General features: G+C 57.8%; 12 protein-coding genes. 2 read left to right on the top strand and 10 right to left on the bottom strand.

Annotation, left to right across the window (positions count from 1 at the left end):
- The 9 genes from ABVS03_RS10960 to rhaB all read right to left on the bottom strand — a co-directional run.
- Positions 1–1,063: hypothetical protein (locus ABVS03_RS10960; RefSeq protein ID WP_368019140.1), on the bottom strand; the 1,063-nt coding region annotated here is incomplete at its 3' end.
- 7 nt (positions 1,064–1,070) lie between these two features.
- Positions 1,071–4,661 carry a BREX system P-loop protein BrxC gene (brxC, locus tag ABVS03_RS10955; RefSeq protein ID WP_368019139.1) on the bottom strand — a complete coding sequence of 1,197 codons (3,591 nt, stop codon included), beginning with the start codon at positions 4,659–4,661 and terminating at the stop codon, positions 1,071–1,073.
- A gap of 12 nt (positions 4,662–4,673) precedes the next feature.
- On the bottom strand, positions 4,674–5,276 hold the full coding sequence (locus tag ABVS03_RS10950) for a DUF1788 domain-containing protein (RefSeq protein WP_368019138.1): 603 nt from the start codon (positions 5,274–5,276) through the stop codon (positions 4,674–4,676).
- On the bottom strand, positions 5,276–5,866 hold the full coding sequence (locus ABVS03_RS10945) for a DUF1819 family protein (RefSeq protein WP_368019137.1): 591 nt from the start codon (positions 5,864–5,866) through the stop codon (positions 5,276–5,278). The genes ABVS03_RS10950 and ABVS03_RS10945 overlap by 1 nt, the downstream gene beginning before the upstream one ends.
- Positions 5,867–6,403: 537 nt before the next feature.
- Positions 6,404–7,855, bottom strand: coding sequence for a zinc-ribbon domain-containing protein (locus ABVS03_RS10940; RefSeq protein WP_368019136.1), 1,452 nt, complete (start codon positions 7,853–7,855; stop codon positions 6,404–6,406).
- A gap of 129 nt (positions 7,856–7,984) precedes the next feature.
- Complete coding sequence (locus tag ABVS03_RS10935; RefSeq protein ID WP_368019141.1) at positions 7,985–9,292, bottom strand: alpha/beta hydrolase; 1,308 nt, start codon at positions 9,290–9,292, stop codon at positions 7,985–7,987.
- Positions 9,293–9,554: 262 nt separating this feature from the next.
- Positions 9,555–10,982: an arabinose isomerase gene (locus ABVS03_RS10930; protein WP_368019135.1), complete on the bottom strand. Its 1,428-nt coding sequence runs from the start codon at positions 10,980–10,982 to the stop codon at positions 9,555–9,557.
- 26 nt (positions 10,983–11,008) lie between these two features.
- Complete coding sequence (rhaD, locus tag ABVS03_RS10925; protein ID WP_368019134.1) at positions 11,009–11,836, bottom strand: rhamnulose-1-phosphate aldolase; 828 nt, start codon at positions 11,834–11,836, stop codon at positions 11,009–11,011.
- A 60-nt stretch (positions 11,837–11,896) separates the two neighbouring features.
- Positions 11,897–13,327, bottom strand: coding sequence for a rhamnulokinase (gene rhaB, locus ABVS03_RS10920; protein ID WP_368019133.1), 1,431 nt, complete (start codon positions 13,325–13,327; stop codon positions 11,897–11,899).
- Between the two features lie 163 nt (positions 13,328–13,490).
- Here rhaB and ABVS03_RS10915 point away from each other — a divergent pair, with 163 nt between their 5' ends.
- A complete protein-coding gene (locus ABVS03_RS10915) occupies positions 13,491–14,381 on the top strand; it encodes a helix-turn-helix domain-containing protein (protein ID WP_368019132.1) in 891 nt (296 codons plus the stop codon).
- Here ABVS03_RS10915 and ABVS03_RS10910 read toward each other — a convergent pair.
- A complete protein-coding gene (locus ABVS03_RS10910; protein WP_368019131.1) occupies positions 14,378–14,590 on the bottom strand; it encodes a hypothetical protein in 213 nt (70 codons plus the stop codon). The genes ABVS03_RS10915 and ABVS03_RS10910 overlap by 4 nt on opposite strands.
- 600 nt (positions 14,591–15,190) lie before the next feature.
- Between ABVS03_RS10910 and ABVS03_RS10905 the strand changes: the two genes are divergently transcribed.
- On the top strand, positions 15,191–16,519 hold the full coding sequence (locus ABVS03_RS10905) for a transposase (protein ID WP_368019130.1): 1,329 nt from the start codon (positions 15,191–15,193) through the stop codon (positions 16,517–16,519).
- The last annotated feature ends 103 nt before the right edge of the window (positions 16,520–16,622 follow it).

The following is a 16,622-nucleotide window of genomic DNA, read 5'->3' as shown; positions in this document are numbered from 1 at the left end:
ATTCGTTATATGCCCGAGAGAAGCGAGCAAGTGCTATGAGCGTCTCATAGTGGTATTGGTATCTCTCGGCAAACAGCAGGTATTTGCGCTTTGCCCATACGTCTTCCAGAAGCGGCAGGTCAAGCCCGCTTTCAAGTTCCGCCTTGAGGAAGTATGAGAGAATCCATTCATCGATATCGGGAATGGCATCCACATCGGCCAGAAGCTCTGGCGTCCTTGCAGCTTCAGGGATGGCGTCAGCGACAGCATCTGAGTACTCGTTTACGACATAGTCAAACACTGCCCTGGTCTGGCCGCTACGCGCCAGATCTCCCATCACACGCGCCGACTCGGCAGGGTCTGCTTTGTCTGCATCGTCTACTGAATCCCCGCACATGCCTTCCAGCATGCGGAAGGCCATATCTCCCACAGACTGCTTGCCTTCATCTGTCACGCTATAGCCCAGATACTCCCGCATGGCGCCCCAGAAAGTAGGAGCGAGCCCTGCAGCAGCAATGGTCCTCATGGCCGTCTCATCCTGTCTGGACCATTCGATGATGGCTCTTGCTGCCATCGAGCGCGCTGCGTCGCGGGCAACAGGTTCCGGCGCCCTGAGCGTAGCTGCACACATAGCAAAGCGCAGCCTCTCCGCGGTATCTTTCGGCAGTTCGGACTTTGCAAGTGCAAGCCTGCGCTCCTTGCTCTTGAAGAATGCAGCGTGGTCGGTAACTACCGAGGTCAGCTCCACTGGAATGCCGCACTCCTCTGCCCACATACCTTCCATCGAGCATACAAAGGGTCGTGCCATGAGCTTGAGGTCGAGGATGAGGTCACTATCAGGGATTGGGGCTCCACCTGAGCGGTAGAGTACAAACTTGTCATGGGGCTGCTGTCTCAGCACGCGACGTTTGCTAGCAAGCTCATGATGCGTGACATCCAAAATGGTGGCGTCTTCGAGCGGAATCTCTCCAATCGCATCGGCGTAATCTGCGCTCTCGTCTTCCCAGAAGACGAGGCGGGACTTTCCCTGCAGTGCTTCCTGCAGACGGCGTACGATGTCCTCTATATCAATTCTTTCGTCCATAGCGTCCCTACAACGTCACAGTTATCTTTTCGCCCTCGGCAAGCGCCTTCAAGATGGCAGACTTGAGAGCTGCAAGATAGGCATCTGCATCCTCTGCATTCTCGATGAGCGGCCTTCCGAATCCAGCTGTCTTTAGCTCCCGCACAGACACTGTACGCGGCTGGGGCGATACGGGAGGAGCAGGATTGACAGGTGGTACATCAGGCTCCGGACCGACCGGTGGGTTTTCGACCGCAGGCACCGGCTTGGGAGGATTCAATATCCCAATCAGGCGCCCTGCCTGCCTGTCATTGAATGAATTGACAAAGTTCCTGATGACATAGGGAGCGGTCTCACCCTTGAGCTGCTCTGCAGCAGTCTGGAAGATGCTTTCGAACTGCTCACGTGACTCCTGCGAAAGCGATTCAAGGTCATAGCTGTTCGTATAAGAAGCTTTGAGGGTTCCAAGATCAGCAAGCGCCTGTTCACGCAGCTCATCTACTGCTTCCTGTGCACGAGCCCTGATTGCTCGCATGGTTTTATAGGCAGCAGGAATATTGCTGCTCCGATAGCACTCAGAATCTGCGACAACTCCCTGCACCTTCTCGAGATCTTCTTCATCGATGCCGAGCTCCCGAAGGCGAGGAACCTCGTTCTCTAGGAAAGACCTGAGCTCTTCCCAGTGCTTCTGCATCGACGATCCTTTGCAGAACGCCGTCATCTTCGTAAGGTCGTCTTTGGCTGCAGCAAGCTCGTCAACACTCTTCGGAAAATCGTTGACAACCCACTTCCTGTCCTCGGCCTTTGCGGCACATTCCTTCACCTTCTTGAGATCGTCCTCGAAACGCTCGGCAAAGGGATATTTCCGGACACTGAACTCTACCTTTTCCGCATCTTCAGCAACACCTTGCGCATAGCTCGCCAGCTCTGCTGCTATGGATTTGGCAACAAGCTCTTTGGGATTGGTCCCCGCATATGTGCGGAATGCCTGATTGAGAATGCTCAGCTGCTGAGGAGAGACCTCTTCGATGATGGAAACAGTCAGCTTGTCCAGATCCTGCTTGCGCTTGAGCGCCTCGGCAAGACGCGTCTTCTCCAGAGGCTGTCCCGCCTTGCGGACCTCGATCTTGTTTGCTGTGTAGAGCTTTGCTATAGCAGAACGCACCGCAATCTCAGGCCAGCCAAAGTCATTCTTGGAGAACCATGCGATGAGGCTGCCCATGCCATCTCCAGCAATGGTCACTGTGCCAGGCGTCATGCGGATACGCGACAGAACGCTCTGGCAGTAGTCCTCCAGAGCACTGCCCATGGATAGCTGTCCGTTCACACACTGCGAATAGACATCCTTGTCGGTATAGCTCCTTGTAATCTGCTGCAGCCCTGTATAGGAACGACGGACAAGCTCCAAGAGCGCAGAGTTCACCGCGTCCTTTCCGGACCCAATTATCTGGGCAGATATGTCGACGCCACCTGCATTGTATGAAGCATGTGTCAGGAGCTCCCGCAGCTGATCTCTCAGCCTATCATAGAGCTTCGAATTGGCGCGCTGCTTCGCTTCGATGATGCCACGTTTCGCATCAGAGACTCCGCTGTTCACACGCGCATATCGATCTGTCTTCACGAAGATGCCCACGTCGTGGAGGAAGTCCCGTGCATTGCGGAGCGTGACCGTCAGCGTCTTGGGAGGCGTGGGCACCTCTGTCAGAAGTCCATCGGGTTCATAATCGGTCACCAGATCGAGCGTTAGGTCATATCTCTGCTGTCCCCGTGATGTCTCATCAATCTTCAGGTTGTAGTTGTATGAGTGCTCAAAAGCGCCATTGGCGCTCTTGTAGGTAATCTTGCTGGCGCCACAGACATCACGGAATATATCGGCAATTTTGTCCTGGATATCCTTGTCGGGGAGCATGAGATTGTTGATCTCCTGCTCCACTTCCTTCTCATCATTTGTCAGATACTCATAGGCGTTGCCATTGCGCCGTACATACACCTGGCGTTCCAATTCATCGAGCGCCGACTGAATCTTGTCATTGAGCACAGAAGTATTCTGATTTAGAGCACCGAAGAGAAGGACACGAAGGTTTGCAGGAGTTGCACGGAAATCATCAACGAACTTCACCAGCAGCAGCGCCTTCAGAAGACGAACGGCAATCTTGTCGTCCAGCTGGCTTTCCGCCGTGGAGATGTCTGCATAGACTTCTCCACGAAGACTGTTGCGCAGGCCCTCGAACATGTAATCGAAGGGGACAAGAGTGCCGTCTTCCGTGTTGGCACCCTCCTCGCAGATACGCTCTGCTACATCCTGGAATACGCCGAGCATCGAGCGTGCACCGGTCGAGTTGTACTTGCCCGTGAAGCAGTTCTGATTCGAAAGGCCGCGTATGGCGTTCATGAAAATCTCAAACTGGTAGGGCACGAAAGGATAGATGCTGCAGAATTCATCGACATTCTGGTAATACTTATAGTTCTTTGCGCCATCGGCAAAGTCGAAGAGCATGCCGAAATCATTATGGTATTTCTCGTAGAGCGCCTCGAACTCGACTTTGTCCTCTTCCTTCTTGGCAAGAAGACGATCGCGGATGACCTCCTTCGCATCGGAGGAGGTAAGCGGCATCTTCACGAGGAAGCGTGCCTGAATCTTTGTGAAGTCATTCGCCGAGGTGCTCTTCATCTGGCCAACGATATCTTCCATGTTCTCCTGCGAAGTCACGATTATCCAGGAGTTGCCACCGCAGACGCGGTATAGCTCCTCGGCTATCGTCTGCAGGTTCACCATCATGTTCGTGTTCTGGGCTATGAACTGGCCCACCTCATCCACGAAGAAATTGACGCGGAAGCCCTTCTGGTGCTTGGACTCGATGTATTCTTCCACGCGCTCTGCGAATGAATGGATATCAGGCTTGTAGCTCTGCTTATAATCTTCAACCACATCAGTGGTATAGCCTTCCGGATTTCCCATCGCCTCGTCGAAAGCGGCAGAAATCTGCTTGCGGTAGATCAAAGCCGACTTGCGAATGTCGTTCCATGTCTTACCTTCCACCCTTGCTTCTACTGCTTTACGGAAGGCATCGAGCTTGCCAGCAACGTCAAGATCGTATTCCAGCTGCGCTATATGCTCAAAAGAGCCGTCATAGTAGCCGCAGTGATGGTTGAATACCTTGATGAAAGCAGAGAGAAGTGCTCCTGTCTCAGAGTTCTTGCCGTTGGGCGCGACTGCATCGATATTGAAGAGGATGCTTTCTGACGGATGGCGCTTTGGGACGACTTCCATCGCAGACTTGAGGGCTGGCATATCGGATACTTTGGGAATGAGATAATTCAGCGCAGGCTTGACTGTGCCATCCTTATCCTCGACATCGCGGTTCTCCAAAGCGACAGCCAGTATCTTGAGCAAATGCGATTTGCCTGAGCCAAAGAAGCCAGAGATCCATGCACCATTGCCAACAGAATCCGGATCGTTATAGGCATCCAGGAAGTCGAGCAAATGCTGTTTTACCTCATTGGTCACGACGAACTCGTCGAGCTCGTTTGCCAAGTGGGCGTCATCAGTCTGGCTTGCCTTCACGACAGGGTCGATAGGGCGGTCTATCTCTTTTTCGAAAGTATCCTTTAGAAGCATGGCATGCCTTCCTTACAGGTCAAATACGCGGGTTGCACGGTAATAGCCACCAGTAGAACCCTGATCGAGCCCGAGAATGTTCAATGAAGTGGAGCCGTCTGAATGCTGCTCATAGCGCCCAGGAAATACAAGCACAATCGGCACCTTCGGCGTCAGACAGCTCAAGAGAGCATGAGTACGCACATAGGGGAAGGTCTCCCCTACGCCAGTGATGAACACGATGTCTGCCTCTGGATGTGCTGCAATGATTTCCATGGCTTTGGGAGCTAGATAGTCTGCTGCACCGACGACATCTTCAAGCGTAGCGATGATGTCCCCGCGGTCAGCTTCTGCCTCGGACTCTGTCAGCGGCTCCCAAAGATCTTCCTCGTCGAGATGCTCCAGCACCAGATCGTAGAGATTGATCTCAAGCGGAGTGACACCCCTATCTGGAAGATCTTCACGGCAGATGGCATGAATAAGATCCGCCGCATAGGCCTGCTGCGTAGGATCGTAATCGATGATGTAGGTGCCCTCACGCATCATGTAGCCATTGCGTCCGAGCAGAGCATCATCGGACAGCTTGTCCACGATAAACTTGCGCGCATCGTTGATATGCTCGAAGGCAACACCCATCAGAAGACCTTTCCCGGAAAGACAGCGAGCTCTTCAGCATGCTCAGAACCAAGAGCCTCTCTGAAGGCGGATGTCGGGCGCAGAGGCGTGATCTTGCGGTCGGTATCCACCAGATGACAATCCACCAGCAAGCGGAGAACCGTGTTCCTCATCTTCTTACGCCCCAGGTCTGTCATACGTGCAAGCTCCGGATGAATATCGGCCTGCTCCTCGAAGAACACGTCATAAGCTTCCTGGGGGAAATCCGACATGGAATGCTCGTAGCGTGAGGCAATCACTTGCTCAGAGAGGTCTTGCACAAACTGGTATGTGCGACAAATGGCAATCCAGAGCATTGCATAGCGGTCATCGCCGATAGCAGAGGCAAAGAATTCAGCCTCACTGTCGGAGAGATGCCGGAGACGCTTCACAATCTCCTGTGATATGCGCTTTCGGGAGCTCACGGCATTGAGTTGAAACAGGTTGTCATCGATGATTTTCTTCCGAACGTCATTCCAGTCATGCATGTCAAGATAGAGCCTCGCGGCAAGAAGGCTCTCCTGAACACGGGCAGAAGATCCGCTCATAGAAAGCAAGTAGCTACTGGACAACAATGACACCTCCGAGAGGGCTCTTAGATATAGAAGCGGCAGTAACGTGCATGAAGGCATCTGCACCATATGCAGCACGCTCTCTATGCTCATGCTTCGCAGAGAAGAAATTCTTATATCCATTGAGGAGAAAGCCAATGTCCTTCATGGAGCGGACCGAAAATGCAGAATGGCTCATGCAGGCCTTCACCTCCGAATATAAAGATGAATTGAATACATCCAAAGGTTACCATACGCCTCGAACACGTTCCGGGCCGCAAAACATAGGTAGGTTGTTGAAAGTTTCTTGTCAGATGCTGTGCCCCATGAGCCAAGACAGCAAACAGCAAGGAACTAACGTCGTGAGCCAGCATCTTCTGCCGATGCATCACAAAGAACAAAAGAGGTGCCTCCCGAGCAATTCCGCGAGGCAATCGCTCTCAACGTAGAAGACAGGTCTGATGTGAAGCAGCCCCTGCACGCCTTGCAGAGAAATGGCAAGGCGCGCAGGGGCTTCGGCGAACGCATGCACCTAGTTGCTCATGAGATGCCTGTTGCTCAGGACTCCTGCTTGTCCTGTTCTGCCTCGCAGTAGGGACAGTCCCTCCCTTTGTTGATTCTTGTCGCTGTTGTCATCCTCCACTTGTGCTCCTGATTCTTGGAGCATATCCACTCCGGTATGAAGTGCAGCGTGCTGAAGGGCTTGATATTCCAGGGGCTTATGGGGTTGTCCGGGCTCCACTCTGCCGCAAGCTGCGGATACTTCCAGGCAAGAGAGCCCATGACCTTGCCGCAGGCAGGACAGCGGTTGTTCATCCTCAGCTGCCTGTCATGGACCGTCATCTCCCACTCATGCCCGCATGCCATGCAGCGCCAGACAATGACTCTCCTGCTGCCATCCTTCACATTCTGGGGCGTCCAAGGACCGCCATCTTTCGGACGCACCCATTCGGCAGCAAGCTCCGGGTCTGTCGCTGCCAGACAGTTCTGGTCCGTGAGCTTCTTTGTTTCGAGGCCTCTGCAGACGGCACATCCATCCACAAGGAAGCTATAGAGCGTCTGCACCGGATGGTGACCTTTTGAGCACTTGAGGTGCACAAGGAGATTGCTGGTCAACGGAATCGATGAAGGATCTCTCTCATCGTTCCAGGCGTCCATAAGTCTCGGCACATCCTGGGCAGTCATATGGCTGAGACCTTCCCACAGAGCATTGAATTCATTGGTGATCCGTGAGGCGCAGTATGGGCAGCGCGGCTGAGGGTAGACAGCGTATACTGGGCGCTTGAATTGGAAGCCGCACGTAGGACATTTCCATTGATACACATGGCGGGAAAGGCAGGTAAGATCGTCCGGAATGGCTCCTCCATTCGCTTCTGCATCCCACCACTTCACGCATTCTGCGCCAGAATCCTTCAGAAGCTTCGCTGAGCCATCCTGATACTGTCCCGGAGCTGCAGGAGCAGCCTTCCGCTCGACCTTTATGGCTTCCCTGCCGAAAGCGACGCCTTTTCCGGCACCGTCACAGGTGCAGCCGAACCTGACATCTTGAGGCCTCTCGACCGTCTGCCTGCCGCAGACCCTGCACCTGACGACCAGGAGATCGTCTCCTGGATGGTCGCCTTCAAGAAGGTCGATGAGGTCAAAGCCATTGTCCTCTGCCAGCTTCTTTGCATCAGCGTAGCTCATGGCATAGCGTGCGCTCACCACACCTTGATCGATCAGGTCGTCGAGATCGGCACCCTGGTCGAGCATATGCTTGATGGCAGCATGCTGGGTCGCTCTCGCTTCGTCGTACCAGCCAGACCAGAAGCAGGCACGGCAGACCTTCTCTCCGACTGCATTCTTGTCGAGGATATATTTCAGCCGGTAGTGCGCTTCTGTACCGCATCTCTTGCAGCGCGTGAAGAGGTACTCATCCTTGCGGTACTTCCCGTCCGGATCGTAGGGCTGCGCCAGCTCAAGGCCAGCTTTGGAAAGAATCGAGTCAAGCTCTTCATCTGTCAGCTTCATCCTGCACGCTCCTCCCGTCCATCCCGCCTGTCAATGCAAAGGAATAGAGGAAGCAGAGAACCATGGCAAGAACGGACCGGCACGCATCAGCATCTCGAACCGCCAGCGGCCATGGCTTCAAGGACTCCCCTACCTCGTGAAGCGGTCCATGAACGCAATCTGCAGGTCCAGGCTTTCACGTGCCGCCGCAGAATCCGTGGTGTCAAAGCTGTGCGGCTCGCCTTCGAAGATGTGGAGCTCATGCTCGACACCCGGCTCTTCCAGACGTGCTGCCAGCTCCTTGGCCTGGTCTCCGTAGGTGTATCTGGTTCCGTCATCTATGAAGCAGGGTGGCATGGCAGATGTCACGTTCGATATCACATTGCTGTCGGCAAGCGCTGCATCGGTCTCATCCAGCCACGCAACGCCCAGATAGGACCTCGCGCATGCGTCCCCGCCATAGTCCATCACAGGATTCCGGTCCTCGGTCCTGCCCATGCGCGCATTGTCCAGAACCGCGCAGTTGAATGCGACCGAGCGGATATCGTCAGGTGCGAGCACCTGCGGGATGCCGGTCCTGCCAGCGTAATCGCTGTCGACCTGTGCCAGAACGAACATGCCGGTGATATTGCCTCCGGCGCTTCCGCATGCAAAGCTCACGTTGTGCATATCGATGCCCCATCTTGAGGCACCCTCTTCCACCATGAACTTCATCGCTTCGGCAAGCTGCATGACGGGCACCGGGTAGGTATACACAGGCGGATGTGCGTAATTGATGCTCACGATGTTGTAGCCTACCTCGAGATAGCGCTCGAGGTAGACATAGAACCCGCCATTCGCATTTCCCGTCGGATCGCCGAAGAGCTTGTCGCCGAACACGTATCCACCACCATGGACATAGACCAGCGTCGGCGCATCTGATCCGGCATTCTTCGCGAGATAGACGTCCAGATAGCCGTTGGGATACCTGCTTCCGTAGTCGACATCTGTTATTTGCGTCGTGCCATCCGCACGGACTTCAGCGGTTTCGCGCGCGTCTGTGAGATTGGCTGCCGCCCACCTCGACGTCAGCACGTTGGGATCGATCCAGACCGCAGCACCGAAGGCAGAGGCTCCTGTAAGGATCACCAGAAGCATGACAAGAAGAGTCCGGGAGACAAGACCGAGGCTGCCCCAGCTGCCAGCCAGTGTCAGGCATGTCAGCACCACCGAAGCGGCCACAAGGACCACGAGCGCCGAGCGCTCCACCTGACCTGAGGACGCCACGTAGACAGCAAGAGCTCCGACCCATACGAGTGATGCAGCTGCAGCAGTCATCCAGAGCGGCGGCCTCTGCATGAGGGTCTGTGCAAGCAGAGCTGCAGCTGCCACCGCAGACAGGGCAAGCGGGATCGTCTGCAGATAGATGAGGAAAAACGACAGCGCGCTGCCTGCAAGGACCATGAAGGCAAGAAACATGTTCAAGGCAGCTCCCATCAGAAACCGGCTGCTAGCCGCAGCCAGCGTTTGCCCAAGCGAAGATGCATCCAATCTATCACGGCATATCCCTGCGCAGCCGAAAGCATCCTCCCCTATCTTGGAAAGACGGCTGCGATGGCTGCGTCCGGAAAGGTAGCAGGAGTCCGAACAGGACTCTCACAGCGCTGTGCCCTTTCACAGATACGCAGCCCACCCTCAGACAGAGCAGGCTGCGTATGGGAAAGCTTGATAGATTCTCTTCCTAGCGGCAGATGACCTCGACAGGCACGTCCAGGATCTTGGCGACCTTGAGAATCGTGTCGGTATAGCTGCCGACACAGGCAGCCATGTGATGCGTGGGGCCAGCCTCTGCCCAGCGGTTGGCGAACTCTCGGGCACCGATGGAGAAGCGCATGCGCATGTTGGTATCGCCGAAGGTGAAGATGGGGCCCTCGACGTTCTCTCCCTCGGCGACCACGAACTTGAAGTGCCCATCCATGTCCTGGGTGATGGCAAGGTAGGTGATGGTGCCCAGAGGCGGATAGAACTGCGTGAGATAGCCGCCGCCTGTCTTGCCGTGGAACACCGGCACGACCTTCATGGTAGGCTTGTGCGCCTGGCTGATATCGGCGTCACCGGAGCCAGAGTGGCCGATGATGCAGATGTCCTCAGGGAAGTCGATGGAATACATCTCGGAGAGCTGGCCCGTGCCGGAGATGGTCTTCAGGATGCTCATGGCGATGGCGACCTTCATGTCTCCCTCGACAGCGCAGGCAGTCCCCTGCTTGATGAGCATGGAGAAGGCGGGGATAAGCATGGAGTCGAGGACTCCTGCCTTGCCCTGGGCATAGCCGTCGTAGTGGGATGCGACAAGACCCAGATCCTCATCCTTCACCCACTGCTCGAAGGCGATGACATAGCGTGCCATCTCGCGGATTGGCTTGTCGTGGATGCTGGCACCGCCCTGGACCTCGAAGGTATCGAGGATCTCTTTCGCCTTCTCATCGATGGCTGCCTCGTCGTCCACATCGTCGGCGATGGCCCACATCTTCTCCCAGTCGAACTGCTTGGTGTAGAGCCCCAGGCGGTTGTAGAGGTTCGTTTCATCGATATAGAGATCCATCATGCCCGGGTAGGGTCGGCCGATTTGTGCGATGTTCGTGTTGCGCAGGCGGCGGCGGACCTGGGCAGCACGACACCAGTCCTCGATCTCCGCCTGGGCAGCAGGGTCTCCGCCCTCCACGACGCCGGTGATGACGGCGTGACGCTTGCCGGCACGGTTGAGGTCTGCCACCATCTCGCCTACAGCGCCGCAGGCATAGAGCTCGCCGAGCCAGGTCGGGATGTCCGTGGCTGCATAGTCGGGCTGGGCCTTCTTCTGGAGGTTCACAAGCACGACCGGCACATTGAGGTCGCGGATGGCCGGAAGCATGTTGTAGGACGTCGCATAGGTGAGAAGCTGGCAGATCACGAGGTCGACGTCTGCTGCGCGGAACTTGTCGCCGGCAGCTTGTGCGGCCTCCTTGGTGGTGACCATGCCGCCGTCGATGAGCTCGACAGATGTGGGGATGGTCTTCTTGAATGCTTCGTACTGTCCCTTGAACTCAGGCACAAGCTGCGGGAACTGCGGCAGATAGGCCCCAAGGGCAATAGAGAATACGGCGACGCGCGCCTTTGTTTCGACGAGCATGGGCTCTCTCCTTTCCTGTGCGGCAGCTAGTCGACGAAGTCGGAATTGATCTCGACGTTGAAGTCGCGGCAGGTATCCTTGAGGTTCTGGTCGGAGATGACATTCAGGAACTTGTCAGAGCCGCCATTGGCAGCGCGAGCCGCGATGTAGAGCTCTGCTGCCTTCTCGATCGTGTGTGCCAGGCCGAAGGCAGTATCGAAGTCAGGCCCGGAGACGAAGAGGCCATGGTGTGCCCAGACAGCGGCAGGATACTTCTTCATGATCTCGGAGGTCGCCTGAGCGATGGCAGCGCCACCCGGAACCATCCAGGGGACGACGCCGACGCCTGCCGGGAAGACGACGACGCATTCCGTCATCATCTGCCACAGGATGCGCGTGAAGGAACGGTCCTCGAGAGGCACGATGAAGCTCATCTCGATGACGCCAGGGGTGTGGGCGTGGTAGATGACGCGGTTCGTGGGATCTGCCATGACGCGGACGCAGTGGTTCATGTAGTGGCTCGGGAACTCGGAGGTGGGCTTTGCACCCTCGAGGAGGCCCCAGACGATGCGGTAGGCGCTTCCTTTCTCATTGATCTCGACGATGCCGATGTTGTGGGCAGGGTCGCCTGCGACATTCCTCATGTACTTGCCGGAGCCGGTAGAGAGGAAGTAGCGGCCTGCCAAGGTGGCGTCCTCGACACCCATCGAAACCCACTCACGCGGCTCTGCAAAGAAGGGCCTGGCCTCTGCCACTTCCTCTTCGCTCATGAGGTAGGTGAGGTTTCCGCCATTGCGCTCGTGCCAGCCCTGCTTAAAGCCGTCGTCGCACATGCGGGTGAAGCCCTGGACGAACTCGAGATCCTCTATTGCCATGATCTTTCTCTCTTTCCGGCAGGGCTCCTGTGCCCCGCCTGTCTTTCTGTGCCTGTCTGCCTATCTGGGCTGGTACTCGGTGATTTCGAAGCTGTCCTTGAGGGCTCTTCGCGCGCTCTCAAGGTCTGGATACGCGCCTTCCGCGATGAACTGGACCATGAGGTTGCCAAGAGCAGTGCCTTCGGTGGGGCCGGCAAAGACAGGAAGCCCCGTGGCATCCGCCGTCGCCTGGTTGAGGTAGGCGTTGTTCGAGCCGCCGCCCACGATATTGATGGAGGTATAGTCCGTGCCGGTAAGCTCCTTGAGCTCCTGGACGCAGCGGGCATAGTCAGAGGCGAGCGAGTCATACACCACAAGTGCAATCTCGCCTGCCGTCTCAGGCACGGACTTCCCTGCCTCCCTGCACGCCTGCCTGATCTCAGAGACCATGGACTGGGGTGCCAGGAATGCCGACTGGTCCACATCGACAGTTGCGGCAAAGCCTTCTGTACGGGCAGCCTCAGCTGCCTTGACAAGCTCGCCCCAGCTGGGAAGCGCGCCTGTCTCCTTGCCAAGCTCGCGGCGGACGTTCTGGATCATCCAGAGGCCCATGATGTTCTTGAGGTAGCGGAAGCGGCCTTCATAGCCGCCTTCGTTCGTGAAATTGGCCTGGGCGCTTGCAGGGGTGGTGATGGCAGAGCGCAGCTCGCAGCCCAGAAGCGACCAGGTGCCAGATGAGAGATAGACAGCCTTCTCGTCCCTGGCAGGAACGGCGAGCCAGGCAGATCCCGTGTCATGGGTTGCCGGAAGCACGATCTGGGCTGAGTAGCCCACACGCTCGGCGATTTCCGGCGTGAATGTGCCCAGCACCGTGCCGGGCATGCTGATGGGCTGGAAGATCTCGCGTGGCAGGCCCAGGCGATCGATGAGCCCATTGTCCCAGTCCATGGTCTTGGCATTCACGAGCGCTGTAGTGCTGGCGTTGGTGTACTCGTTGGCTTTGACGCCGCAGAGCAGGAAGTTGAGGTAGTCAGGAACCATAAGGAAGGTACGGGCAGATGCAAGCTGCTCTGGATGCTCTGCCTTCTGCGCATAGAGCTGGTAGCAGGTATTGAACTGCTGGTACTGGATGCCGCAGCGCGCATACTGCTCGTCGAAGGAGAGGATGTGCTGCTTCTCCAAAAGATTGCGCACGCCCTGCGTGCGCGAGTCGCGATAGCCGACCGCATCTCCTATGCGATGGTCGTCTGCATCGAGCAAGACATAGTCCACTGCCCAGGTATCGATGCCGATGGTATCGGGAACAAGGCCACGCTCCCCTGCCACACGCAGGCCCTCGACGACGTTCTTGAAAAGCTTGTCCATGTCCCAGCAGAGGTGCCCATCCATCTCGATGAGGCCATTCTCGAAGCGATAGACCTCCTCGAGGACCATGCGGCCGTCGATGACTTCGCCCACGATGTGGCGCCCGCTCGAAGCGCCGATGTCGATAGCAAGATGCCTCTGTCCCATTGCCTGCCCAATCTCGAAATAGTGAATTGCTCTTCCCTGCTTGTCTATTGGGCATATTACATGGTCATTCTGCGTATATCTATGCTGCAAAGTGACCATGTTTTTCGAAAAGCTATCCTCTTTGGAAGAGCCGTATGCATGCCGGATGAGGGGTGGGTCAGCCATGCTTACCTATACGCTTGACATGGAACGCCAGAGCCAATGGATCCGCTCGACGCCGAGCGAGCTTGAGCGCCGCCAGCCCCTCTGGTGCACGGAAGCAGGCTGCTTCTATGCCTTGGGCAATTTCTCGACCTCGCGCACGAGCAAGGACAGCTATCTGCTCTTCTATACCTTCAGCGGTGCCGGCGTCGTGCATCAGGGAGGACAGGATGTACGCCTCGAGAAGGGGCATGCCCTCCTTATGGACTGCCGGAGCCCGCAGAGCTATGGCACAGCACAGGACCGAGGGCACTGGTATCACTGGTGGGCGCATGTGGATGGTCCCGCTATCGCTGCCATGGGCGAAGTGCTCGGCCTTCCCCGCCTTGTTCCCGTGCCCCTTGCAGCATCCTTCGCAGAGCGGCATTTCACCACCATCCTCCAAGAGCTCGAAAAGGAGGGTGCCGCTCCCATGCTTCGCCAGGACAGGGCGATATACGACATCGTGGCCACGATGGCAGAGACAGCTGTGCAGTCTGAGGTGCAGGAGATGGGGACAGGGCCTGTCGAGGCAGCGCGCAGGCTCGTCGAGCTCAGATATGCTGATGACCTCACGGTAGAGGACATGGCACGCGAAGCGAATGTGAGCCCCTCCTACCTCATGCGCATCTTCAAGCGCCAGCTTGGGACCTCTCCCCACAACTATCTGCTGCGCTATCGCATCACGAAGGCACGCGAGCTTCTCGTAGAGACGACAGAGCCCGTCTCACGCATCGCACGCGAGACGGGCTTTTCAAGCGACAGCAACTTCTCGTACCGCTTCAGGCAGATGACAGGACAGAGCCCCAGGGAATATCGCGAATCGAGCCCACTGCGTGCGATGGATGCAGACACAAGCATTCCAGAGGACTAGATCTCGTACGCCTCAGGCGATCCATCAAGCGCAAGCCACGCTGCCGCAAGCTCGACCCAGCGCGCCGCCTCGGCATTCACATCTTCTGGCTTGGATGCACTTGTCTCGTCTGCCAGTGCCATGTCGTGCACTCCCCTCTCGAAGAGATGGAACTCGCAGCTGACCTTTGCAAGCAGAAGCTGCTGCACAAACGCGGCTGTATCAGCCACGCACAGCATGTCATCCTCTGCCGTCTGTCACACGAAGGTGCGCGGCATATCGCTCCTCACATGCTGCGCGAGATCGAGCAGCTGGAAATCCTTGTCTGTGGGGTTATCCTTGCCAAAGATAGGCTCTTCGACGTTTCTAGTGGGTAGCGCATGCCAGCTTCTTCTGGGCCGTGAAGTCCAGGCGGCCCAGCCGGAGGAAGATTATCGTCCTGAAGCAGGCGATGCTCCTGAAGCCCTTGCAGCGCTGCGGACCGACTGGACGGCGGAGCTGGGCCCTTCCAGGAACGAGTCTGCGGAGCCCTCTTCCACCAGTTCAGGATTCCCTCCCGCTCCTTCCTGGGCGTCCTCGCCACGGCCTTCATCTCTGATGTGTTTTGTCACTGATAATCGTTACGGGGTTTGTCCTTCTCTTCTTCGCGACCAAAGGACAATACTCACTGTTGTGGGGACGGCGCGGTGGCTCGTGTTTAGTCTGACGCCCCAGGGCTGTCTTTTGCTTGAGTCGCCCCGCGCCATCCCGGTGACCCGAGGGCCGGCCATGACTTGATAGGAGCATGGGCGCGGCTGCCGGCCAGCATCTGCAGTATAGCGCTCTCGTCAGTGACGCGTCTGCCCGTTCCGAAGGCCACCCGAAACCTGAGGCAGGGAAGGGAGACGCATGAACGAGAACGGAACGGTCGCGGCCGGCCTGGACACGCACAGGGACACGCACGCCCTCTCTGCGTGATTGACCGAGTGGGCCGCGTCCTTAGGACCGGGACGTATAGCGCCGACGCCGCCGGGTACGACGAGATCGCATCGGCAATCGGCGAGCCCGGGGACTGCGCCGTCGTCGGAATCGAGGGGACCGGGTCGTACGGGGCGGGGGTCGCGAGGAGGCTCGCCGAGCTCGGGTACGATGTCGTCGAGGTCGTGAGGCCCAGGCGCGAGAAGCGCATGGCGGGGCGGGACAAGAACGACCCCGCCGACGCGGAGCGGGCGGCGCGCGACGCGCTCGCTGGCAGGGCCTCCGGGGCCCCGAAGGCCGGGAGCGGCTGGGTTGAGGCGCTCAGGTTCCGCATGGTCGCGCGGGAGACGGCCGTCGGCGAGTCGACCCGAGCCGCGAACTCGGTCCACGCGCTCGTGGTGACCGCTCCCGCGCCCGTCCGCGAGCGGCTCGCCGGCATGCGGACCCCGACGCTCATGAAGGAGCTGTCGCGCAGGCGCAGGGCGCGCGACGAGCTCGAGCGATCGCTCTGGGACTCCCTGCGTTCGCTCGCGCTCGCATGGAGGGCCGCGAAGGAGGCAGCCGCCGAGCAGGAGGCGGCGATGCGCTCCATCCTGGAGGCGAACGCGCCGGCGCTGCTCGACGTGAGCGGCTGCGGCGCCATAAGCGCCGCCAGGCTCGCCATAGCCGCGGGCGACAACCCGGAGAGGGTGTCGGGGGAGGCCGCGTTCGCGTCGCTTTGCGGGGCGTCGCCGATCGAAGCGTCCAGCGGCAAGGTCAAGCGCTACCGCCTGAACCGCGGCGGCGACCGACAGGCGAACCGCGCGCTCCACACCATCGCCCGCCAGCGCATGAGGCGCGACGACCGCACGAAGGCCTATGTCGAAAAGCGCACCAAGGAAGGCAAGAGCCGACGCGAGATAGAGCGCGTCCTCGTCCGCTACATCGCCCGCGAAGTCTATCGGGCCATCATGCACCCGATGAGCGCGAGCCGGGCTTCCAGTGAGGGGGCGGCCAGGTCGGCGAGGGCGGCGCGCGTGCGCATGGGGGTGACCCAGTCGCAGGCCGCGTCCGCGCTTGGGGTCGCCAGCGCTCGAATAAGCGAGCTCGAGAGATGCGTGCTCATCGACGAAACCCTCCTGCAGAGGTATCGAGGATGGCTTGAATCGATAGCTTCCGATGGGCGATGGAAATCTATTGAATCAACCCTTGACAGCAAATAGGAGCCTCAAGCAGAAGTGAACGGTAATATCACCAGGAATTGAACGCTGCAGGCACGGGAACCGGACATCCGGTGTTCAATTCCTGTGCCTGAATGCGCCGCAC

The sequence above is a fragment of the Olsenella sp. AGMB03486 genome, assembly GCF_040884255.1.
Lineage (GTDB): Bacteria > Actinomycetota > Coriobacteriia > Coriobacteriales > Atopobiaceae > Olsenella_L > Olsenella_L kribbiana.
The sequence above is the reverse complement of the archived record's forward strand: the minus strand, read 5'-3'. Positions and strand labels throughout refer to the sequence as shown.